The organism is Variovorax sp. Soil_C_39 (genome assembly GCF_057656815.1).
In genome coordinates this window covers 221816-243242 of the sequence record NZ_JBDGJQ010000001.1, presented here as the reverse complement: position 1 = coordinate 243242, position 21427 = coordinate 221816, and the positions used below count along the sequence as shown (strand labels likewise).

17 protein-coding genes are annotated in these 21427 nt (G+C 68.4%); 9 read left to right on the top strand and 8 right to left on the bottom strand.

The window, feature by feature from the left end:
- Window positions 1–5: 5 nt before the first annotated feature.
- Window positions 6–2474, bottom strand: coding sequence for a nitrite reductase large subunit NirB (gene nirB, locus AC3A6J_RS01170; protein WP_487858617.1), 2469 nt, complete (start codon window positions 2472–2474; stop codon window positions 6–8).
- 78 nt (window positions 2475–2552) lie between these two features.
- Between nirB and AC3A6J_RS01165 the strand changes: the two genes are divergently transcribed.
- Window positions 2553–4253: a bifunctional protein-serine/threonine kinase/phosphatase gene (locus AC3A6J_RS01165; protein WP_487858616.1), complete on the top strand. Its 1701-nt coding sequence runs from the start codon at window positions 2553–2555 to the stop codon at window positions 4251–4253.
- Between the two features lie 20 nt (window positions 4254–4273).
- Here the strand turns inward: AC3A6J_RS01165 and AC3A6J_RS01160 are convergent, their stop codons facing one another.
- The gene (locus AC3A6J_RS01160) at window positions 4274–5542 is read right to left on the bottom strand and encodes an MFS transporter (protein ID WP_487858062.1); all 1269 of its coding nucleotides are present in this window, start codon (window positions 5540–5542) and stop codon (window positions 4274–4276) included.
- Window positions 5543–5799: 257 nt separating this feature from the next.
- Here AC3A6J_RS01160 and AC3A6J_RS01155 point away from each other — a divergent pair, with 257 nt between their 5' ends.
- Window positions 5800–7080 (top strand): ANTAR domain-containing protein, encoded by a 1281-nt coding sequence (locus tag AC3A6J_RS01155; protein ID WP_487858061.1) that lies wholly within the window; start codon window positions 5800–5802, stop codon window positions 7078–7080.
- Window positions 7081–7111: 31 nt separating this feature from the next.
- Here the strand turns inward: AC3A6J_RS01155 and AC3A6J_RS01150 are convergent, their stop codons facing one another.
- The 4 genes from AC3A6J_RS01150 to AC3A6J_RS01135 all read right to left on the bottom strand — a co-directional run bounded on the left by AC3A6J_RS01150 (window position 7112) and on the right by AC3A6J_RS01135 (window position 11602).
- Window positions 7112–7918, bottom strand: a complete 807-nt coding sequence (locus AC3A6J_RS01150; protein WP_487858060.1) for an ABC transporter ATP-binding protein — start codon at window positions 7916–7918, stop codon at window positions 7112–7114.
- Window positions 7915–8814 (bottom strand): nitrate ABC transporter permease, encoded by a 900-nt coding sequence (gene ntrB, locus AC3A6J_RS01145; RefSeq protein WP_487858059.1) that lies wholly within the window; start codon window positions 8812–8814, stop codon window positions 7915–7917. The genes AC3A6J_RS01150 and ntrB overlap by 4 nt, the downstream gene beginning before the upstream one ends.
- A 12-nt stretch (window positions 8815–8826) precedes the next feature.
- Window positions 8827–10071, bottom strand: a complete 1245-nt coding sequence (locus AC3A6J_RS01140) for a CmpA/NrtA family ABC transporter substrate-binding protein (RefSeq protein ID WP_487858058.1) — start codon at window positions 10069–10071, stop codon at window positions 8827–8829.
- A 250-nt stretch (window positions 10072–10321) separates the two neighbouring features.
- A complete protein-coding gene (locus tag AC3A6J_RS01135; RefSeq protein ID WP_487858057.1) occupies window positions 10322–11602 on the bottom strand; it encodes a nitrate- and nitrite sensing domain-containing protein in 1281 nt (426 codons plus the stop codon).
- A gap of 90 nt (window positions 11603–11692) precedes the next feature.
- Here AC3A6J_RS01135 and tsaD point away from each other — a divergent pair, with 90 nt between their 5' ends.
- On the top strand, window positions 11693–12754 hold the full coding sequence (gene tsaD, locus AC3A6J_RS01130) for a tRNA (adenosine(37)-N6)-threonylcarbamoyltransferase complex transferase subunit TsaD (protein ID WP_487858056.1): 1062 nt from the start codon (window positions 11693–11695) through the stop codon (window positions 12752–12754).
- On the opposite strand, the gene AC3A6J_RS01125 is transcribed toward tsaD, so the two are convergent.
- Complete coding sequence (locus AC3A6J_RS01125; protein ID WP_487858055.1) at window positions 12690–13445, bottom strand: alpha/beta hydrolase-fold protein; 756 nt, start codon at window positions 13443–13445, stop codon at window positions 12690–12692. The genes tsaD and AC3A6J_RS01125 overlap by 65 nt on opposite strands.
- A 251-nt stretch (window positions 13446–13696) precedes the next feature.
- On the bottom strand, window positions 13697–14068 hold the full coding sequence (locus tag AC3A6J_RS01120) for an Hsp20/alpha crystallin family protein (protein WP_487858054.1): 372 nt from the start codon (window positions 14066–14068) through the stop codon (window positions 13697–13699).
- Window positions 14069–14192: 124 nt separating this feature from the next.
- Here AC3A6J_RS01120 and AC3A6J_RS01115 point away from each other — a divergent pair, with 124 nt between their 5' ends.
- From AC3A6J_RS01115 to pnp, 6 genes are all read left to right on the top strand, one after another.
- A complete protein-coding gene (locus AC3A6J_RS01115) occupies window positions 14193–15485 on the top strand; it encodes a branched-chain amino acid ABC transporter substrate-binding protein (protein ID WP_487858053.1) in 1293 nt (430 codons plus the stop codon).
- Between the two features lie 11 nt (window positions 15486–15496).
- Window positions 15497–16660, top strand: a complete 1164-nt coding sequence (locus AC3A6J_RS01110; RefSeq protein WP_487858052.1) for a pyridoxal phosphate-dependent aminotransferase — start codon at window positions 15497–15499, stop codon at window positions 16658–16660.
- Between the two features lie 10 nt (window positions 16661–16670).
- A complete protein-coding gene (locus tag AC3A6J_RS01105; RefSeq protein ID WP_487858051.1) occupies window positions 16671–17462 on the top strand; it encodes an AraC family transcriptional regulator in 792 nt (263 codons plus the stop codon).
- Window positions 17463–17557: 95 nt separating this feature from the next.
- Window positions 17558–18487: a DMT family transporter gene (locus tag AC3A6J_RS01100; RefSeq protein WP_487858050.1), complete on the top strand. Its 930-nt coding sequence runs from the start codon at window positions 17558–17560 to the stop codon at window positions 18485–18487.
- A gap of 92 nt (window positions 18488–18579) precedes the next feature.
- A complete protein-coding gene (gene rpsO / locus AC3A6J_RS01095) occupies window positions 18580–18846 on the top strand; it encodes a 30S ribosomal protein S15 (RefSeq protein WP_487858049.1) in 267 nt (88 codons plus the stop codon).
- A 218-nt stretch (window positions 18847–19064) separates the two neighbouring features.
- Window positions 19065–21380 (top strand): polyribonucleotide nucleotidyltransferase, encoded by a 2316-nt coding sequence (pnp, locus tag AC3A6J_RS01090; protein ID WP_487858048.1) that lies wholly within the window; start codon window positions 19065–19067, stop codon window positions 21378–21380.
- The last annotated feature ends 47 nt before the right edge of the window (window positions 21381–21427 follow it).

Below are 21427 nucleotides of genomic sequence, written 5' to 3'. Positions count from 1 at the left end.
TCCTTTCAGGCGGCTTGCGCCGCACCTTCGACCACCGCCACCGGCGTGAACTGCCGCACGTCCACTTGCGCCTCGGCCGAAGCGAACCACGGATCGGGCTCGCCGTCGAGCGCGAACTGCAGCCGCTCCCAGAGCGCCTGGCGCCCGGCCTCGTCCTCCACGATCTTCTTCTTCACGTAGTCGAGCCCCACGCGGCCGATGTAGTGCACCGTGCGCTCGAGGTACCAGCCTTCCTCGCGGTACAGCTGCAGGAACGCGCCCGAATAGGCCATCACTTCCTCCGGCGTCTTGACCTTCACGAGGAACTGCGCCACTTCGGTCTTGATGCCGCCGTTGCCGCCCACGTACAGCTCCCAGCCCGAGTCGACCCCGATCACACCCACGTCCTTGATGCCGGCCTCGGCGCAATTGCGCGGGCAGCCCGAGACCGCCAGCTTCACCTTGTGCGGCGCATACATCGCCCAGAGCGCGCGCTCCAGGTCCTTGCCCATCTGCGTGGAGTCCTGCGTGCCGAAGCGGCACCACTCGCTGCCCACGCAGGTCTTCACCGTGCGCAGGCTCTTCGCATAGGCAAAGCCCGAGGGCATGCCGATGTCCTTCCAGACATTGGCGAGGTCCTCCTTCTTCACGCCCAGCAGGTCGATGCGCTGGCCGCCCGTGACCTTCACCGTCGGGATCTTGTACTTGTCGGCCGCGTCCGCGATGCGGCGCAGCTCGTCGGGCGTGGTGTGGCCGCCCCACATGCGCGGGATCACCGAATAGGTGCCGTCGCGCTGGATGTTGGCGTGGCTGCGCTCGTTGATGAAGCGGCTCTGCGGATCGTCCTTCGCCTCCTTGGGCCAGGTCGAGATCAGGTAGTAGTTGATCGCCGGGCGGCACGTGGCGCAGCCGTCGGGCGTGCGCCAGCCCATGCCGCGGTACACCGCCTCGTGCGTGAGCCAGTGTTCGCGCCGGATCGCCTCGCGCACGTCCTGGTGGCTCGCGTCGGTGCAGCCGCACACCGCCTTCTTCTTGGGCGTGGCCGAGTAGTCGCCGCCCGCGGTGAACATCAGGATCTGCTCGACCAGGCCGGTGCACGAGCCGCAGCTCGCGCTCGCCTTGGTGTGCTTCTTGACCTCGTCGAGCGTGAACAGGCCCTTTTCCTTGATCGCCTTGCAGATCGTGCCCTTGGTCACGCCGTTGCAGCCGCACACCTCGGCCTCGTCGGGCATGCTCGCGGCCTTGCTGTGACCCTCGTGGCCGGTGTCGCCGATGTTCGACTCGCCGAACATCAGCTTGTCGCGGATGTCGCCCACGCTGCGGCCGTCGCGCAGCAGCTTGAAGTACCAGCTGCCGTCCACGGTGTCGCCGTACAGGCACGCACCCACGAGCTTGTCGTCCTTGATGACGAGCTTCTTGTAGACGCCGCCGAAGGGGTCGCTCATCACGATCTCCTCAGTGCCTTCGCCCCCCATGAACTCGCCGGCCGAGAACAGGTCGATGCCGGTGACCTTGAGCTTGGTCGAGGTCAGCGAGCCCAGGTAGCGGCCGATGCCGAACTGCGCGAGATGGTTGGCCGCGACCTTGGCCTGCTCGAACAGCGGGGCCACGAGGCCGTAGGCGATGCCGCGGTGCGCCGCGCATTCGCCGACCGAGTAGATGCGCGCGTCGGTCACCGTTTGCATGGTGTCGGTCACGACGATGCCGCGGTTGCAGTGCAGCCGCATCTTCTCGGCCAGTTCGGTATTGGGCCGGATGCCCACGGCCATGACGACCAGGTCGGCCGCCACCTCGGTGCCGTCCTTGAAGCGGATCGTTTTGACCCGTCCATCCTCACCGCCGAGGAGCGCCTCGGTCTGCGCGCCCATCATGAACTTGAGCCCGCGGTCTTCCAGCGACTTCTGCAGCAGCTTGCCGGCCACGTCGTCGAGCTGGCGCTCCATGAGCCAGGGCATCACATGCACCACTGTCACGTTCATGCCGCGCAGCATCAGGCCATTGGCCGCCTCCAGGCCCAGCAGGCCGCCGCCGATGACGACCGCATTCTTGTGGGTGCGCGCGGTCTCGATCATGTAGTCGGTGTCGGCAATGTCGCGGTAGGCGATGACGCCTTTCAGCGCCTTGCCTGGCACGGGCAGCATGAACGGGTTGGAGCCGGTGCACATCAGCAGGCGGTCGTAGGCGGCCTCGGTGACGGCGCCTTCGGCATCGACGGCGCGCACGATGCGCTTCACGCGGTCGACCTCGACCACCTTCTTGCCCGCGTGCAGCGTGATGCCGTTGTCCGAATACCACTCCCAGCTGTTGAGCACGATCTCGTCGACCGTCTGCTCGCCCGCGAGCACGGGCGACAACAGGATGCGGTTGTAGTTCGGATGCGGCTCGGCACCGAAGACGGTGATGTCGTAGAGCTCGGGCGCGAGCTTCAGCAGCTCTTCCAGCGTGCGCACGCCGGCCATGCCGTTGCCGACCATCACGAGCTTTAGTTTCTTCATCATGGGGAGGGCCTTTCAACCAATCGAACGAACGGGGATGCGCGATGCGCGCAGGAAAAGCCCATGGACAATCGCGCCATGAGCTTCGAAGTGGACATCGGCTACGCCAGCCAGCGCGGACCGCGCGAGGTGAACGAGGATTTCGCCGGCGCCGTGCATGCACCGCCGGGGGACGAATCGCGCGGGTTGATCGCCGCCATCGCCGACGGCGTGTCCACCGGCGGCCGCGGCCTGGAGGCGGCGCAGACCACGGTGATGGGCCTGCTGGCCGACTACTTCGCCACGCCCGCCACCTGGGAGCCGACCGCCGCGCTCGACCGGCTGGTCGCCGCGCAGAACGCCTGGCTGGCCGACCACAACCGGCGTCGCCAGGGCGGCGCCACCGCGCTCACCACGCTGACCGCGCTGGTGCTGCACGGCCAGAGCTACACGCTCGCGCACGTGGGCGACACGCGCGCATGGCGCGTGCGCAGCGACGGCGAAGCGGCGCTGCCGCTCACGCAGGACCATGCCTTCGAGCATCCCGACCTGCGCAGCCGCCTGACGCGCGCCATCGGCCTCGACGACCAGGTGCGCGTGGACTACACGCAGGGCGACGTGCGCGTCGGCGACTGCTTCGTGCTCACCTCCGACGGCGTGCACGGCGTGCTCAAGCCGCAGCGGCTTGCCGCGCTGGCCCTCGGCGGCAGCGCCCGCGAGGCGGGCGAGGCGCTGGTGCAGGCCGCGCTCGAGGCGGGCACGCGCGACAACGCGACCGCGCTGGTGATCCGCGTGGTCGGCCTCGATGCGCGGCAGCTCGACGACGAGCTCGGCGACGGCCGCCGGCTCGCGCCGCCGCCGCGCCTGAAGGTGGGCGACGTGCTCGACGGCCATGCCATCACCGCGCTCGTGGCCGACACCGGCGTCCACCTGCTCTACCAGGCGCGCCACATCGCCACGCGCGAACTGGTGGCGATCAAGACGCTGCATCCCTCGCGCGCGAGCGACCCGCAGGAGCGCGCGATGCTCGCCCACGAAGCATGGCTCGGGTTGCGCGTCGGCAGCAACGGCTTCGTGCGCGTGCATCCGCGCGGCAGCGACGCGAGCGCGCTCTACCTCGTCTTCGACTGGCATGGCGGGCGTACGCTCGAACAGATTCGGAAGTCGACCGTGCGCGGTGGCGTGGCCGAGGTGGTCGCGGCCGCCATCGAGATCGCCAAGGCGCTCGGCCGGCTGCACCGCCACGGCGTGGTGCATCGCGACATCAAGCCCGGCAACCTGCATCTCGGAGACGACGGCCGGTGGCGCGTTCTCGATCTCGGCGTGGCGCTGTCCGGCCGCGAAGGCGCGGCCCAGCGCGAACTGCATGCCGGCACGCCGAGCTATATCAATCCCGAGCAGTGGGAGGGCGCCCACGCCGATGCCGGCAGCGACCTGTTCGCGCTCGGCGTCACGCTCTACCAGTGGCTCGGCGGGCATCTGCCCTACGGCGAGATCGAGCCCTACCAGGTGGCCCGCTACCGGCGCGACCCAGTCGCGCTGTCGCGCCTGCGGCCCGACGTGCCGGTGTGGCTCGACCATCTGGTGCGCAAGGCCGTGGCGCGCGATCCGCGCGAGCGCTTCGAGACCGCCGAGGAACTGCTGCTGGCGCTCGAGCGCGGCGCGTCCCGTCCCGTCGCCTCGCCCGCTGCCACGCCGCTGATCCGCCGCGATCCCGTCGCGCTCTGGAAGATCGCGCTGGGCGTGTCGCTGCTGTTCAACCTGCTGCTCGTGCTGTGGCTTCTCTTCTTGCCACGCTGAGGCCGACGCCGGGATGAGGTTCATGGCCGGGCCGCCTTGCGTGGCACGGCGTACGCTGCCGCGTCGGCTGGCGCCGGCGTGGTGCGCGCGCGACCACCTTTCTCGGCCCAGGTGCGGGTCCAGCGGATCTGCATCACGCGCATGACACCGAGCATTACCAGCGACAGCACGGCGAAGAACACGAAGCCCCAGACGTAGCTGCCGAGGTACTGCTTCGACAAACCCATGGCGTTGGGCACGAGCCCGCCGCCGAGTGCGCCGATCTCGCCGATCATCGAGCCGGCGACTGCGGTGCTCGCGGGCCAGCGCAGCGGCACCAGCTGGAACAGCGCGCCGTTGCCCGCGCCCAGGGCCGCGAAGCACACGATCAAGAGCAGCGTGGTGAGCACGAGCGACGACGACGAGACACCCACCAGCGCCAGCCCCACGGCCACCGCAAGCAGCACCACCGTGAGCGTGTTGACGCCGCCCCAGCGATCGGAGAGCCAGCCGCCGACGATGCGCACCGCCGCACCCATGAAGGCCGCCAGCATCGTGAGCTGCCCGGCCTCGACCTTGCTGACGCCGAACTGCTCGTAGTAGTACGAAGGCAGGAAGGTGATGAGCCCGATGAAGCCGCCGAAGGTCACGCCGTAGATCAGGCTGAAGACCCAGCCGTCTTTCTCGAACAGGCAGGCGATGTGGGCGCGAAAGCTCGCATGGCTGTCGACGTCGGGCGGTTCCTTGGCGAACACCACCATCACCACCATCGGCAGCAGGATCGCCGCGGCGGCAACCGCATACACGCTCTGCCAGCCGAGCCACTGTGCGAGCGGCGGTGCCACCAGCACCGACACCGCGGTGCCCACGTTGCCGGCGCCCACGAGCCCCATCGCCAGGCCCTTGTGCTGCGGCGGGAACCAGCCTGAACCGAGCGACAGCGCCACGCCGAAGCTCGCGCCGGCAATGCCCAGCAGCACGCCCATCGCCAGCAGGTCGTTGAAGCTCTCGACGAAGAAGAAGCCGAACAGCATCGCCACCGCGATCAGGCCCATCTCGACCAGCGTCGCGTTCTTGCGGCCGATGTACTGCGACAGGATGCCGAGCGGAAAGCGCATCAGCGCGCCCGCGATGATCGGCACCGACAGCATCAGGCCCTTCTGCGCCGGCGAAAGGTCGAAGCTCTCGCCGATGAAGGGCGCCATCGCGCCGTTGAGCACCCAGATGCAGCAGGAGAACGAGAAGTACAGGAAGGCCGCGAACAGCGTGGGGCTGTGGCCGGACTGCAAGAAGCTCTTGAAACTCGACATGGCTTTCAACGATGCAATAAACCGCGGGCGCGGCCTGCAAAGGCCGCGTCGCGGACGGGTTGGGGGGCGGGGGGCCGGCAGCGCGTGCTGTCGGCGGGGCGGTGCTTCCCGGCCTGTGCATGACCGGAACGGATGCAGGAACCTGCAGCCTCACCAAAGCGGTGCTTCGTTACACCGCGCTGTGTTCGATGCAAGAGCCGTGCCCGCCTTTCCGGGCGTGCGTCGCCTATGCTTCCAGTGCCTTCCCACACGCCGCCATGACTTCCGTTCTTCTCGTCGCCCCCCATGAATGGGATGAATCCGCGCCCTTGCCCGAGCTGCTGCGGCAGGGGTTGGAAGACGCCGGCGCGACCGTGCGCGGGCGCACCATCTGCCGCATGCTGGTGCATCAGGTGGCCGCGCTGGCACCGCAACAGGTGCTGGTCTGGCTCGACGACGCGGCGGCCGTGCAGGCGCTCGCCGACGCGATGCAGGGCTGGCACGGCGTGCCGCCCTGCGCGGTGAGCGTGACCGGTGCGGCGTTGCCGAGCGAGGCACATGCGGCGCTGGTCGCGCTGGGCATGCACGCCTGGGCGCCACTCGACGCGGCCTTGCTGCCCGGGCTGCTGGTCCGCGCGCAGGCGCGCTTCGCGCGCGAAGCGCGCCTGCGCGCCGAGCTGGAAAACCTGCGCACCCGCATGGACGAGCGCAAGTGGGTCGACCGGGCCAAGGGCCTGCTGATGTCGGCGCGCGGCATCGGCGAGGACGAGGCCTTCGGCCTGCTGCGCGGCGCCGCGATGCATGCCAACCTGCGGCTCGGCGAGGTGTCGCGCTCGGTCATCGAAGCGGCGCAGTGGGCCGAGGCGATCAACCGCGCCGGGCAGTTGCGGATGCTGTCGCAGCGGCTGGTGCGCGTGGCCGCGCAACTGGTCGGCGGCGTCGAGGCGCAGCGCGCGCGCGTGCTGCGTACGCAGTCGGCCGAACGGGTGCAGCAGAACCTCGATCACCTCGCGGCCCTCGAGCTGGCCGGTGCGGGCGCGCAGGCGCTGGCGGAGGTGCAGGCGGCCTGGACCGGGCTGTCCACGGCACTGGTCGCGCGCGCGACGGCGGCGGGGCTGGCCGAGATCGACGGCCGCGCCGAGATGCTGCTGGCCGCGGCCGAGGCGCTCACCGAGGCGCTCGAAGCCTCGGGCGCGCGGCGCGCGCTGCGCATCGTCAACATCTGCGGGCGACAGCGCATGCGGGCGCAGCGCCTGGCGAAGGACGCGCTGCTGGCGTCGGTGCTCGGGCAGCCGGGCGCCAACGCACGGCTTGCGCCCACGATGGACGAGTTCGAGGCCGCGCTCGTCGAACTGGAGCGCGCGCCGCTCAGCACCGCCGAGATCCGCACCGCGCTCGCGAGCGCACGCGACGAGTGGCTGCGGCTAGTGGGCGGCGTGCGCACGATCGACAGCCCCGAGGGACGCGCCACGCTGGTGCGTGCCAGCGAAGCGCTGGTCGATACCTTCGAGCGCCTGACCGCGTCGTACGAGCACAGCCTGCAGGTCATCATGTCCTGAGGGCGCCTGGCGCGAAGGCGTGCGGTCGCCTTCAGGCCACCGCCTTCTCCACATGCGCCTGGCGCGTGTACAGAAAGTCGATGACCGCCTTGCGCGCCTGCACGTAGGCCGGGTCTTCGGCCAGTTCGACGCGGCTGCGCGGACGGGCGATGCCGACCTTCAGCACTTCGCCGATGGTCGCGGCCGGGCCGTTGGTGAGCATCACGATGCGATCGCTCAGCAGCACCGCCTCATCGACGTCGTGTGTGACCATGACGACCGTGCTCCGGGTCTTCTGCACGATCGCGAGCAGCTCGTCCTGCAGCCTGGCGCGCGTGAGCGCGTCGAGCGCGCCGAAGGGCTCGTCCATCAGCAGCACCTTGGGCTCCATCGAGAGTGCGCGTGCGATGCCCACGCGCTGCTTCATGCCGCCCGAGATCTCGCCGGGGCGCTTCTGCGCGGCGGCCGCGAGCCCCACCATGGCGAGCGCCGCATCGGTGCGCGCGCGCAGCTGCGCCTTGGTCTCGGTGGCGGCGAAGACGCGCTCGACCGCGAGGTACACGTTCTCGAAGCAGGTGAGCCAGGGCAGCAGCGAATGGTTCTGGAACACCACCGCGCGCTCCGGCCCGGGACCGCTGATCTCCTTGTCGGCGCACAGCAGCACGCCCTGCGTGGGCGTGGTCAGCCCGGCAATGAGGTTCAGGAGCGTCGACTTGCCGCAGCCCGAGTGGCCGATCAGGGTGACGAATTCGCCCTTGGCCACGTTCAGGTTCACACTCTGCAGCGCGACGAAGCGGCCCTTCGGCGTCTTGAACGCCTGCTCGACGTCGTGGACCTCGATGTACTTCGTTTCATTCATGACTTCACCTCTTCGAACGTGAATGCGGTGGCGAGCTTGATCAGCGTGAACTCCAGCACCAGGCCCACGATGCCGATCACGAAGATCGCGATGATGATGTTGGCGACGTTGAGGTTGTTCCACTCGTCCCACACCCAGAAGCCGATGCCGACGCCGCCGGTCAGCATCTCGGCCGCGACGATCACGAGCCAGGCGGTGCCCACCGCGAGGCGCACCCCCGTGAGCATGTAGGGGAGCACGGCGGGGAACAGGATCCGCGTGAAGATCTTCCACTCCGAAAGGTTCAGCACGCGCGCCACGTTCATGTAGTCGCTGGGCACGCGCTGCACGCCGACCGCGGTGTTGATGATCATCGGCCAGATCGAGCAGATGAAGATGGTCCAGATCGCGGCCGGGTTGGCGCCCTTGAACACCAGCAGTCCGATCGGCAGCCAGGCCAGCGGCGACACCGGACGCAGCAAGCTGATCAACGGGTTGAACATGCGCGAGAGAAACTCGAAGCGGCCGATCGCGAAGCCCGCGGGAATGCCGACGGCGGCCGCGAGCCCGAAGCCCAGCGCCACGCGCTGCAGCGACGAGAGCACGTTCCAGCCCACGCCCTGGTCGTTCGGCCCGTTGCTGTAGAACGGATCGCTGAACACCGTGAGCGCCTGCTGCCAGGTAGCGAGCGGCGAGGGGAAACCGGTGGTGCTGCTCATCGCGACCAGTTCCCAGATCAGCACCAGCAGGCCGAAGCCCGCCAGCGGCGGCAGCACGCGCAGCCAGAACGCGCGCAGGTCGAGGGGTGTGCGGGGCTTGTTCTCTTTCTTCTCCTTTTTGGGAAGAGCAGCGTGGGGGTGAGGGTGCGGGGCAGCCTCTGCGCGGGGCAGGGGCGAATGAAAGACGGCGCTGACCATGGTGCGTGCTCCTCAGGCGTGCAGCTTGAAGGAATCGGCGTACTTCTTCGGGTCCTTGCCGTCCCAGACCACGCCGTCGAGCAGCTTGCTGCTGCGCATCGGGTCCTTCGGCAGGCTGACCTTCATCGCGCCGGCAACGTCCTTGTACATGTCGATCTGGTTGATCTGCTTCGCCACGGCGAGGTAGTCGGGATGCTCCTTCAGCAAGCCCCAGCGCTTGTGCTGCGTGAGGAACCACATGCCGTCGGAGAGGTAGGGGAAGTTCACCGCGCCGTCGTCGAAGAACTTCATGTGGTTGGGATCGTCCCAGGTCTTGCCCATGCCGTTGTCGTAGCGCCCGAGGATGCGCTGGTTGATCGCATCGGCACTGGTGTTGATATAGCTCTTCTGCGCCACGGTGTCGGCCATCCGGGCCTTGTTCTGAAGGTTGGCGTCGATCCATTTGCCGGCCTCCATGACGGCCATCATCACGGCGCGGCAGGTGTTCGGGCTGGTCTTGACGAACTCGGCGCGCGTGCCGAGCACCTTCTCTGGATGATCCTTCCAGATGTCCTGCGTGGTGATGGCCGTGACGCCGATCTTGTCGATGATGGCGCGCTGGTTCCAGGGCTCGCCCACGCAGAAGCCGTCCATATTGCCCACGCGCATGTTCGCCACCATCTGCGGCGGCGGCACCACGATCACCTTGGCGTCGGCCACGGGGCTGATGCCTGCCGAGGCCAGCCAGTAGTTCAGCCACATCGTGTGCGTGCTGGTGGGAAAGGTGCCGGCAAAGGTGTACTCGCGCTTTTCCTTCGCCATGACTTTGGCGAGCGAAGGGCCGTCGACCACGCCCTTGTCGGCCAGCGCCTTCGACAGCGTGATGGCCTGGCCATTGCGATTCAGCCCCATGAGCACGGCCATGTCCTTCTTGGGGCCGCCGACGCCCACGTGCACGCCGTACACCAGCCCGTAGAGCACATGGGCCATGTCGAGTTCGCCGTTCACCAGCTTGTCGCGCACGCCGGCCCAGCTGGCTTCCTTGCTCGGCACGATCTTCACGCCGTATTTCTTGTCGAAGCCGAGCACCGAGGCCATCACCACGCTGGCGCAGTCGGTCAGCGGAATGAAGCCGATCTTCACTTCTTCCTTCTCGGGCTTGTCGGAGCCCTGGGCCCAGACGGCGGCGCGCAGCGCGGGGTCGATGCCCACGGCGCCGAGGGCGGCGGCTTGCAGTACGCGGCGGCGGCTGAGACGGGTTTTCAGCAGGTCGGTCATGGGGCGGGCTCCGGTTGAAGAACAGGCAGTCGATGGAAGACGGAACAAAAACGAAAAAGGCGTCCGCACCACGCAAGGGCCGCTCGAGAACGAGCCCTTTCGGGGTGGGGACGCCTTTGTCCGGTGACGGCAGCCGCTCCCGCCATTGGGTGCGCCCGCCTCGGACCTGAAGGTCCATGGGCTGGTCTTGCAAGCCGTGTGCCAGCTTTTCTGCACAGATGTTGTGCATGCGCGCGCCGCGGCGCGCCGGTCATCGGCGCCGGGGCGTCGCGTCGGACAGGTAGTCGGCCATCGCGAGCATCGACTCGGCCACGTCGACCAGGCGCCGCTTCTGGTTCATCGCGGTCTGCAGCAGCATCTTGTGGGCCTCGTTCTCGCTCATGCGGCGGTGGGCCATCAGCAGGCCCTTGGCGCGTTCGACGAGCTTGCGCTCGTTGAGCGAGGCCCGCACGGTTTCGAGTTCGTCGCCCATGGCCTGCAGCCGCAGCGACTGCTCCTGCACCATGTCGAGCACCGAACGCTCGAGTTGCCGGCCATAGGGCGCGGGCTCGGTGGTTCGGGTGTCGGCGTCGTCGAAGAAAGCCGCGCCCTCGGCTTGCGGCGCGAGGCTGCCGAGCACCGCCTCGCAGGCCTGCAACTCACTGCGCGCCTGCGCGATCTTCTGGGCGCAGAGCGCGCGCAGGTCGGCGGCGAGCCGGTCTTCCACCGCTTTCATCGCATCGATGCGGCGCGAGCAGCAGTCGAACCAGGCCTGGCTCAGCCGCGCGTCGGGAGCGGCGGCAGGGGACGCCTGGGCGCTCAGGCTCGCGCGGCGCAGGCGCTCGATCTCGGCCATGGCCGCATCGGCCTCGCTGCGGTGCCACAGCGCGAGCACTTCGCCGCGCGAGAATTCGGTGAAGACCTGGAAGCAGCGCTCCTGCAGCGCGATCAGGTGCACCCATTGCTGGCGCTGCTGCGGCTCGCCGCTGCGGCCCACCGCCAGCGTGGCGGCGCCGAAGGCACGCTCCTGGCCGGCGAATTCCTTGCCCTGCATGAAATTGAACATCGCGACCAGCAGGCGCGAGATCTCGGGATCGGTGGCGCCATCGGCCGCCTCGAACACCACGGCCAGCAGCCCGGCGACGAGCTTCGCGAAGGCCGCGGTGGCCTGCGCGGGGGTGAGCTCGAGGGCGCCGACACGGCGGCGCAGTTCGGCCAATCCGTCGAGGCCCGGCAGCACCCAGGCGATCCGGCTGAAGAGGCGCGCGCTGTTGCCCGCCGTGGCGCCGGGGCGGGCCTCGTTCTCGAGCTGGTCGAATCCGGCGCGCACCACCTGCTCGAGCGCGAGGCATTCGGCGCTCTGCGCGCCGCGCTCGGTGGCGAAGCGCTCCCCGCGCGCGGCGAGGAACACGTTCGACAGGCCGCGCTCGCGCTGCAGCGCATGGACCAGCCGTGCGATCAGCCCGACCAGTTCGCTGGTGCGCGCGAGCTGGTCCAGCTCGTCGATTTCGCACTTTCTCGCGGCGATGAGGAAGCTGAGGCTGGATTTCATCTTCAGCACCTGCTGCAACATCTGTGCCGCCGAACGGCGCGGACGTCCCCGCTTCCACCCCGTGATTGGCCCGGCGCCTAAACTCCCCCCATGCTCTTGTTGGGAATCGAATCCTCTTGCGACGAGACCGGCGTGGCGCTGGTCGAGGCGGACGGCCACGCGCTGCCGCAGTTGAAGGCGCATGCGCTGCACAGCCAGATCGCCATGCACCAGGCCTACGGTGGGGTGGTGCCCGAACTGGCGAGCCGCGACCACATCCGCCGCGTGCTGCCGCTGACCGAAGCGGTCATGAAGGAAGCGGGGCGCACGCTCGCCGAGCTCGACGTGGTGGCCTACACGCGCGGGCCCGGGCTCGCGGGCGCCTTGCTCGTCGGTGCCGGCGTCGCCTGTGCGCTGGGCGCGGCGCTCGGCAAGCCGGTGCTCGGCGTGCATCACCTTGAAGGTCATCTGCTGTCGCCGTTCCTGAGCGCCGATCCACCCGAGTTCCCGTTCGTCGCGCTGCTGGTTTCGGGCGGCCACACGCAGCTGATGCGCGTGGACGGCGTGGGCCGCTACGAACTGCTTGGCGAAACCATCGACGACGCGGCCGGCGAGGCTTTCGACAAGAGCGCCAAGCTCATGGGCCTGCCGTACCCGGGCGGGCCCTGGCTCGCCAAGCTCGCGGAATCAGGCAATGCCACCGCGTTCAAGCTGCCGCGCCCGCTGCTGCACAGCGGCGACCTCGATTTCTCGTTCGCGGGCCTCAAGACCGCGGTGCTCACGCAGGCCCGAAAGCTCGGCGACGGCCTGGAGGCGAACAAGGCCGATTTGGCCGCTTCGACGCAGGCCGCGATCGTCGAAGTGCTGCTGAAGAAATCGCTCGCTGCGCTCGAGCGCACGGGGCTCCAGCGGCTGGTGGTGGCGGGCGGCGTGGGCGCCAATCGCAGCCTGCGCGAGCAGCTCGATGCCGCCTGTGCGAAGCGCGGCGTGCGCGTGCACTATCCCGAACTGCACCTGTGCACCGACAACGGCGCGATGATTGCAATGGCCGCCGCGATGCGGCTGCAGTCGGGGCTGGCACAGGCCAGCACGCGCTATGCCTTCGACGTCAAGCCGCGATGGCCCATGGCTTCGCTGTCGCCGCCGGCTGCAGCTGCGCAAGTGCCGGCATAGGGGCCGAGCGCGCGCGGCCGAGCGAGGGCAGCGGCAGCACATCGAGCACGTTGCGCCAGAGCTGGCGCCACTGCGGCCAGTCGTGGCCGCCTTCGGTTGTGAAGACGCGGCCTGCGGGCAGGGCGTCGGCGAGCAGCTTGTGGTTGCTCGCGAAGCGGTCGCTGAGGCCGAAACCCAGGTAGAGCTGCGGCAGGTTGCGCGACTTCTGCGCATCGAGGTACTGCTGGAACCAGGGCCAGAGCTTGCGGTCGGGTTCTTCGTCAGGCAGCGGACCGACGGGGGCCTGCCAGGTGCGCAGGCCACCGGCCTTGAGAATCTCGGCACCGAGCACACGCCGGCCGAGGTAGGGCGCCAACGCGACGATGCCGTCGACCGAACCGGGCTTGGAGAGTTCATGGATCAGCGCACCGAAGCCGCCGATCGAGATGCCCACGAGCCAGATCGCCTTGTAGCCCAGCGCCCGCTGCGGCGCGATGACGTCGGCATGCAGCCGCTCGCTGAGGGTCTGGTCGTAGTAGTAGGAGACGTCGGCATCCACGAGCAGGGCGTCCGCGGCCAGATGGCGCTCGCGCACCGCGCTGATGAATCCTTCGCGTTCGAACTCGTCCGGTTTGAGGTAGGCCCCGGGCAGGAAGATCAGGAGGGTGTCGGACCGTTCATTGTCTTTGGCTGACTTGAGGTGCGTGATCATGGCGTGCCTTGAAGGGCACCCGAATCCGCACCGTCATGAATGCGCCATGAATGCGGTGCGCATGCGAGCCGCCCACGAAGAGGAAAGTGACAATGTGAAAACATCACATGATGTGACGTTCCCAGCGCTTCTATTGTGATGAGCGAACCAGTTCAAAGTCAAAAACAATAGTTAACGCACTTTCCTGCCGTGGGCATTGCAGCCGCGTGTCAAGGGCATGACACGCGGCGCGCAATTCCGCCAGCCGCTCCTTACTTGATCTGCAGCGGCGTGACCTGGCTCACCGGTACGCGCTTGCCAAGCTTGAGCGTGAGCACGCCGTTCTCGAGCGTGGCCTCGCTGGCGCCGGCGTCGATGTCCAGCGGCAGCTCGTAGGCAGCCTTGAACTGGCGCTTGGCGTCGGCCTTGCTGTCGATGCGGACCACGGCACCTTCTATGCCGATGTGGAGGTCTTCGCGCGAGAGGCCGGGCACGTCGATCGAGAGCGTCCAGCTCTTGTCGTCCTGCTCGACCAGCGGCGAGCGGGGCAAGCCCGAGAAGGCGTCGGCGACGAAGCGCTCGAAGGCACGGTCGTGCGAGCGCGGTGCGTAGCGGGCGGTGCGGAGGGCGGGGGCGAAAAACATCTGAGGCTCCTGAATGATGATCACAACGGGGACAAGGAATGTGTGTCCCTTACACTGCGCGGCCATTCCATCCCGGGTGCCGCTTGAGACCTCATCTAGGCCCAGCCGCACCCGTTTCAAGACAATGAACCCCAGCTTTATTTGGCGCCGCAAGGCCTTGAAATTCGCGGCGCTGGCGCTATGCACGCCGGCCCTCGCGGTGCAGGCGCAGACGCCGCCCGCACCCATCCGCCTGGCGCTGATCGAGAGCATGAGCGGACCGTTCGCCAATACCGGCGAGGCCGTCTTCCGCAACCTGCTGTGGGCCGTCGAACGCGTGAACGCGCGCGGCGGCATTCGCCTGCCCGGCGCCGCAGGCGGCGCGCGGCCGCTGCAGCTCGACCGCTACGACAGCAAGGGGCAGAACGAGGAGGCGCTCTCGGCACTGCGCGCGGCTATCGACGACGGTGCGCGCATCGTGCTGCAGGGCAATTCGTCGGCGACCGCCGCGGCGCTCGTCGACGCGATCGAGAAGAACAACGAGCGCGACCCCACGCGGCGCGTGATCTTCCTCAACTACGCGGCGGTCGATCCGGCGCTGACCAACGAGCGCTGCAGCTTCTGGCACTTCCGCTTCGATGCGCATGCCGACATGCGCGTGGCCGCGCTGATGGAAGTGGTGAAGGACGATGCGGCGCTGCGGCGGGCCTACCTCATCGGCCAGGACTACAGCTTCGGCCAGGCGGTGTTGCGCGAGTCGAAGCGCCAGCTCGGCGTGCAGCGGCCCGATGTCGAGATCGTCGGCGAGGAGCTCCATCCGATGGGCAAGGTGAAGGACTTCGCACCGTATGCCGGCAAGATCATCGCCAGTGGCGCCCAAGCGGTCTTCACCGGCAACTGGGGCAACGACCTCACGCTGCTCGTCAAGGCCGCGCGCGAGGGCGGCTTCAACGGCACCTTCTATACCTTCTACGGCAATGCGCTCGGCGCGCCTGCCGCCATCGGCGACGCCGGCATCGGCCGCGTGATTGCTGTGGCCGACTGGCTGCCGAACGTGCAGACCGCGCAATCGGAGGCCTTCTATCGCGCCTTCCGCACGCGCTTTCCGAGGCCCGCGGACGACTACGTGCACATGCGCATGCAGTTGCTCGTCGAATCGCTCGCACAGGCGCTCGAGCGCGCCGGCAGCGTGGACGCCGTGGCCGTGGCGCGCGCGCTCGAGCAGGCCGACGTGAGCCTGCACGGACAACGCGGCCGGATGCGCGCGGCGGACCACCAGTTCCAGCAGCAGTTGGTGGTCGGCATGATGGACAAGCAGGGCCGCCCGGGCGTGCAGTTCGACGTCGAAGGCTCGGGCTACGGATTTCGGGTGGTGAAGACCATCGCGCCCGAACGGGCCGAACTGCCGACCACCTGCAAAATGAGAAGGCCTTCCTAGGAACCGACAACATGCGCGAAGCCATCCAGAACCTCGAAGCCTCCAAGATCCGTGAGGTGGCCAATGCCGGACTCGGCCGTGACGACGTGCTCGCGTTCTGGTTCGGCGAGAGCGACGAGGTCACGCCCGAGGTGGTGCGCCAGGCGGCCATCGATTCGCTGCAGCGCGGCGAGACTTTCTATGCGCACAACCTGGGCCTGCCCGAGCTGCGCGCGGCCATCGCGCGCTACACCAGCGCGCTGCACCCGCCGGTCGATGCCTCGCGCATCGCCGTGACCTCGGGCGGCGTGAGCGCGCTGATGCTCGCGGTGCAGGCGCTGGTCGATGCCGGCGACGAGGTGGTTGCGGTCACGCCCGTGTGGCCCAACCTCACGGCGCAGCCCGCGATCCTCGGTGCCCGGGTGCGCACGGTGCCGCTGGTGCCTTCTGGCGGCGAATGGACGCTCGACCTCGCCGCGCTGCGCCGGGCGGTCACTGCAGCGACGAAGCTGCTGATCGTCAATGCGCCCAACAACCCGACGGGCTGGACCATGACGCGCGAAGAGCAGCAGGCCGTGCTCGACCACTGCCGCGCCACGGGCACCTGGATCCTGGCGGACGAGGTGTACGAGCGGCTGTATTTCGAGCCCACGCCCAATGGCTGCGCGCCGAGCTTTCTCGACATCTCGAGGCCCGACGATCGGCTCGTGGTGACGCACAGCTTCTCGAAGAGCTTCCTCATGACCGGCTGGCGCCTTGGCTGGCTCGTGCTGCCGCCGGCCCTGGTCGATGGCATCGGCAAGCTGATCGAGTTCAACACCTCCTGCGCGAGCGTCTTCACGCAGCGCGCGGCCATTGCGGCGATCGACCACACCGCGGAGATCACGCCCCGCGTCGTCGCGCATCTCAAGCTGTGCCGCGACACCCTCGTTCCCCTGTTGGCCGGGTTGCCCGGCGTGCAGGTGGCCCCGGCCAAAGGCGGCATGTACGCCTTCTTTCGTCTCGACGGGTTCGGCGACTCCCTCGCGCTCGCCAAGCGCCTCGTCGTCGAAGCCGGCCTCGGCCTCGCCCCCGGCAACGCCTTCGCCCCCGAGGCCCAGGGCTGGCTGCGCTGGTGCTTCGCGTCGAAGGACCCGCAGCGGCTGGTGCAAGGGGTGGAGCGGCTGCGCAAGTGGCTCGCGGCGCAGGATGGATGAGGCGAGACGCATGCCGTCGAGGGCCGCGCTGATCGATGCGGTGCGTGTGCGCGGCTCGGCATTGCCCGGCCTGCAGGCGGTGGCGGCCGAGTCGGCGCGCAGTTTCCCGCGCCACACGCACGATGTGTTCGGCATCGGCGTGATCGACCGCGGGGGGCAACGCTCGGCCAGCGCGCGGGGCGCGGTCGAGGCGGTGCGTGGCGACGTCATCACGGTCAACCCGGGCGAGGTGCACGATGGCGTGGCGCTGCACGGCGAAACGCGCGCCTGGCGCATGCTGCACCTGGCGCCTGCGCTGTTCGGTGATGCAGCGCCCGGGTGCGAACTCACCCGGCCCGTGCTGAACGATCCGGCCCTGCGTTCGGGTGTGGACCGGTTGTTCGCCGCCGTCGCGCGCGGCGATGAGGCGCTGGCGCTGGAGCAGGGCGTGCTGCAGCTGCTGAGCCGTGCCCCCGGCATGTTGGCGCCGGAGCCCGCGCCGCGCGAGGCTTTGGCATCGCTGGAGCGCGCGCGCGCACGCATCGCCGATGACTGCGCCCATGCGCCCACGCTCGCCGAGCTCGCGGCCGAGGCGGGCCTGAGCCGCTTCCAGCTGCTGCGCGGCTTTGCTGCCGCCTTCGGCCTGCCGCCGCACGCCTGGCTCCAGCAATGCCGGTTGTCGCGCGCCCGCCGTCTCATCGCGCAGGGGCAGTCGCTGGCCGAAGCCGCGGCTGGCGCGGGCTTTGCCGACCAGAGCCACATGACGCGCGCCTTCGTGCGTTTCCTGGGCTTCACGCCGGGGGCCTTCGCCGGCGCACGCTGAACGCAGGCCGGGCCGCTGCAATTTCGTTCAAGACCGCAGCACCCCTGGCGGGAGACGCTCGCTGCTTCTCAACGGAATCAGCGAAAGGCGCGACGATGTCGGAACGAAGCAAGGGAATGTGGCTGTGCGCGCTGGCCATGGTCACGGTCGGCAGCACGGTGGTCGCAAGCAAGGTGATCGCACACGACCTGCCGCCGTTCACGGCCACGGCCTTGCGCTTCGCGCTGGCGCTGCCGGTGTTCGTGCTGCTGATGCGGCTCACGCGCACGCCGTGGCCCCGGCCTGGCCGGCGCGACTTGTACTTGCTGCTGTGCCAGGCCGGCCTGGGCAGCGTCGGCTACACAGTGCTGCTGATCATGGGCGTGCGGCTGGCACCGGCCGCGAGCGCGGGCGTCGTGGCCGGCACGCTGCCGGCCGTGGCTGCGCTCGTGGCCGTGGTGGCGTTGCGCGAGCGGCCCGGGCGGTACCTGGTCGGCAGCATCGCGCTGGCAACGGCGGGTGTGCTCGCGATCAGCTGGGCGGGGGGTGGCGGGGCGGGGGACTCAAAATCCCCTGCCGTCCTGGCAGGCAATCTGCTCGTGCTGGGGGCCGTGGGGTGCGAGGCGGCGTTCATCTTGCTCAACAAGCGCCTGCGCGTACCCGTGCGGCCGTTGGCGCTGTCGACGCTGATGACGGCTTTCGGGCTGGCCCTGGCGCTGGTCCCGGCGCTGTTCGAGCGGGCCTGGACCGCGCCGCTGCCGCCGGCCGCGCTGGGCGGCGTGGCCTACTATGCGCTGGTGCCGACGGTGCTCGGCTTCGTGCTGTGGTTTGCGGGGGCGTCGCGGCTCACCGGCGCCGAGGCGGCGCTGTTCACGGCGATCCTGCCGGTGTCGGCGCTGATACTCGCCGCGGCCTGGCTGGGCGAAAGTATCAGTCTGGCGCAGGTCGGTGGCGCGGTCTGCGTGCTGGGCGCAGTAGCGCTCGCCTCGCTCGATGGCCGGCGCGCGAAAAGGCTTGAAAGGCCTCGCAAGGCGCTCGGTCTATAATCCCAGAGCTTTGCATGCCGCAAGGCGCACGGTGAGGGCAGTTCCAGCGCTCACCGCAAGTCAAACATCCCGGAACACGCAAGGAATTTCAAATGATCGCAGCCTCCATCAAGGCCGAAGTCGTCAAGGACAACGCCCGCGACGCCAACGACACCGGCAGCCCCGAAGTCCAGGTCGCACTGCTGACCGCCCGCATCAACGAGCTCACCCCCCACTTCAAGACGCATGCCAAGGACCACCACGGTCGTCGCGGCCTGCTGCGCATGGTGAGCCGCCGCCGCAAGCTCCTGGACTACCTCAAGTCCAAGGACGCCGACCGTTACACCGCGCTGATCGCCAAGCTGGGTCTGCGCAAGTAAACCGAATCGCATGAAGAAACGCCTGGGTTAGTCCGCTAGCTCAGGCGTTTTTTACTTCGCGATCCACATTCGGAGTGCCTAAACAGAGCGAAGCTGTGTCATTCCACTGAAGTTCTCCCCCTCGAGCTTCGCTGGAATGGCATCGTGTTCTGAGAAGCCTCCTCCCCCGCGGAACCTGCAGCCTCTGCAGGTCGGCCGCTATCAAAATAGGAGCAAACATGAGCCTCTTCAACAAAGTCACCAAGTCCTTCCAATGGGGCGACAAGACCGTCGTCATGGAAACGGGCGAGATCGCCCGCCAGGCCAGTGGCGCTGTGGTGGTCGACATCGACGGCACCGTGATCCTTGCGACCGTGGTCGCCTCCAAGTCGGCCAAGCCCGGCCAGGACTTCTTCCCGCTGACCGTCGACTACATCGAGAAGACCTATGCCGCGGGCAAGATTCCCGGCAGCTTCTTCAAGCGCGAAGCCAAGCCCAGCGAGCACGAGACGCTGACCAGCCGCCTGATCGACCGTCCGATCCGCCCGCTGTTCCCCGAAGGCTTCCTGAACGAAGTGCACGTGGTCATCCACACGCTGTCGCTCAACCCCGAAGTCGACGCCGACATCGCCGCCATGATCGGCGTGAGCGCCGCACTGTCGATTTCCGGCATTCCGTTCAGCGGCCCGATCGGTGCTGCGCGCGTGGGCTACGTCAATGGCCAGTACGTGCTGAACCCGGGCCAGACGGCCCGCAAGGATTCGCAGATGGACCTCATCGTGGCCGGCACCGAAGCCGCCGTGCTGATGGTCGAGTCCGAAGCGCTGCAGCTCAGCGAAGAGATCATGCTGGGCGGCGTGGTGTACGGCCACGAACAGGCGCGCGTTGCGATCAATGCGATCCATGAACTCGTGCGCGACGCCGGCAAGCCGGTGTGGGACTGGCAGCCGCCCGCCGAAGACGAAGCCTTCGTCGCCAAGGTCAAGGGCCTGGCCGAAGAGAAGCTGCGCGCGGTCTACCAGATCCGCAGCAAGCAGGCCCGCACGCAGGCCCTGCGCGAAGCCAACGCCAGCGTGATGAGCGCGCTGAAGGAAAGCGGCGAGCCCTTCGATGCCGGCAAGGTCAACGACCTGCTGTTCTCGATCGAAGCCAGGATCGTTCGCAGCCAGATCCTCTCGGGCGAGCCGCGCATCGACGGCCGCGACACGCGCACCGTGCGCCCCATCGAGATCCGCAATTCGGTGCTGCCCCGCACCCACGGTTCGGCGCTGTTCACGCGCGGCGAGACGCAGGGCCTGGTCGTGACCACGCTCGGCACCGAGCGCGATGCGCAGCGCATCGACGCGCTGGCCGGCGAGTACGAAGACCGCTTCCTGTTCCACTACAACATGCCTCCGTTCGCCACCGGCGAAGTGGGCCGCATGGGCTCGACCAAGCGCCGCGAAATTGGCCACGGCCGCCTCGCCAAGCGCGCGCTCGTCGCCGTGCTGCCGACGAAGGAAGAATTCCCGTACACCATCCGCGTGGTGTCGGAGATCACCGAATCGAACGGCTCGTCGTCGATGGCCTCGGTGTGCGGCGGCTGCCTCTCGATGATGGACGCCGGCGTGCCGATGAAGGCCCATGTGGCCGGCATCGCCATGGGCCTCATCAAGGAAGACAACCGTTTCGCAGTGCTGACCGACATCCTGGGCGATGAAGATCACCTGGGCGACATGGACTTCAAGGTGGCCGGCACGACCAACGGCATCACCGCGCTGCAGATGGACATCAAGATCCAGGGCATCACCAAGGAAATCATGCAGGTCGCACTGGCCCAGGCCAAGGAAGCGCGCATGCATATCCTCGGCAAAATGCAGGAAGCCATGGGCGAAGCGAAGACCGAGGTCTCGCAGTTCGCACCGCGCCTGACCACGCTGAAGATCAATCCCGAGAAGATCCGCGACGTGATCGGCAAGGGCGGCGCGGTCATCCGCGGCCTGCAGGAAGAAACCGGCACCACGATCAACATCGACGAAGACGGCACCATCACCATTGCGTCGACCGATCCGGAAAAGGCCGAGTTCGCCAAGAAGCGCATCGAGCAGATCACCGCCGAAGTCGAAATCGGCAAGGTCTACGAAGGCCCGGTCACCAAGATCCTGGACTTCGGCGCGCTCATCAACCTGCTGCCCGGCAAGGACGGCCTGCTGCACATCAGCCAGATCGCGCACGAGCGCGTCGAGAAGGTGACCGACTACCTGAGCGAAGGCCAGATCGTCAAGGTCAAGGTGCTTGAGACCGACGAAAAGGGTCGCGTGAAGCTGTCGATGAAGGCCCTGACCGAGCGTCCGGCCGGCATGGAGTACAGCGAGCGTGCGCCGCGTGAAGACCGCGGCGATCGCGGTGACCGAGGTGGCGACCGCGGCGGTGAACGCCGCGAGCGCTCGGACCGCGGCGACCGCGGTGGCGAGCGTGCGCCGCGCTTCAACGGCGAGCAGCAGCCCCCGCGCAGCGAGCAGCCGCAGCAGGCCGCTCCGGCCGGCGAGCAGCCTTTCACGCCGCGCGAAGAGTAAGCGGAACCTCCCAACCAAGCCCGCGCAGGCGGGCGTTGCAGGCCAGG

Excerpts from the sequence above, each read along its gene's own strand:
- nirB (WP_487858617.1), bottom strand. The coding sequence starts at position 2,474 with ATGAAGAAACTAAAGCTCGTGATGGTCGGCAACGGCATGGCCGGCGTG.
- AC3A6J_RS01165 (WP_487858616.1), top strand. The coding sequence starts at position 2,553 with ATGAGCTTCGAAGTGGACATCGGCTACGCCAGCCAGCGCGGACCGCGC.
- AC3A6J_RS01160 (WP_487858062.1), bottom strand. The coding sequence starts at position 5,542 with ATGTCGAGTTTCAAGAGCTTCTTGCAGTCCGGCCACAGCCCCACGCTG.
- AC3A6J_RS01155 (WP_487858061.1), top strand. The coding sequence starts at position 5,800 with ATGACTTCCGTTCTTCTCGTCGCCCCCCATGAATGGGATGAATCCGCG.
- AC3A6J_RS01150 (WP_487858060.1), bottom strand. The coding sequence starts at position 7,918 with ATGAATGAAACGAAGTACATCGAGGTCCACGACGTCGAGCAGGCGTTC.
- ntrB (WP_487858059.1), bottom strand. The coding sequence starts at position 8,814 with ATGGTCAGCGCCGTCTTTCATTCGCCCCTGCCCCGCGCAGAGGCTGCC.
- AC3A6J_RS01140 (WP_487858058.1), bottom strand. The coding sequence starts at position 10,071 with ATGACCGACCTGCTGAAAACCCGTCTCAGCCGCCGCCGCGTACTGCAA.
- AC3A6J_RS01135 (WP_487858057.1), bottom strand. The coding sequence starts at position 11,602 with ATGAAATCCAGCCTCAGCTTCCTCATCGCCGCGAGAAAGTGCGAAATC.
- tsaD (WP_487858056.1), top strand. The coding sequence starts at position 11,693 with ATGCTCTTGTTGGGAATCGAATCCTCTTGCGACGAGACCGGCGTGGCG.
- AC3A6J_RS01125 (WP_487858055.1), bottom strand. The coding sequence starts at position 13,445 with ATGATCACGCACCTCAAGTCAGCCAAAGACAATGAACGGTCCGACACC.
- AC3A6J_RS01120 (WP_487858054.1), bottom strand. The coding sequence starts at position 14,068 with ATGTTTTTCGCCCCCGCCCTCCGCACCGCCCGCTACGCACCGCGCTCG.
- AC3A6J_RS01115 (WP_487858053.1), top strand. The coding sequence starts at position 14,193 with ATGAACCCCAGCTTTATTTGGCGCCGCAAGGCCTTGAAATTCGCGGCG.
- AC3A6J_RS01110 (WP_487858052.1), top strand. The coding sequence starts at position 15,497 with ATGCGCGAAGCCATCCAGAACCTCGAAGCCTCCAAGATCCGTGAGGTG.
- AC3A6J_RS01105 (WP_487858051.1), top strand. The coding sequence starts at position 16,671 with ATGCCGTCGAGGGCCGCGCTGATCGATGCGGTGCGTGTGCGCGGCTCG.
- AC3A6J_RS01100 (WP_487858050.1), top strand. The coding sequence starts at position 17,558 with ATGTCGGAACGAAGCAAGGGAATGTGGCTGTGCGCGCTGGCCATGGTC.
- rpsO (WP_487858049.1), top strand. The coding sequence starts at position 18,580 with ATGATCGCAGCCTCCATCAAGGCCGAAGTCGTCAAGGACAACGCCCGC.
- pnp (WP_487858048.1), top strand. The coding sequence starts at position 19,065 with ATGAGCCTCTTCAACAAAGTCACCAAGTCCTTCCAATGGGGCGACAAG.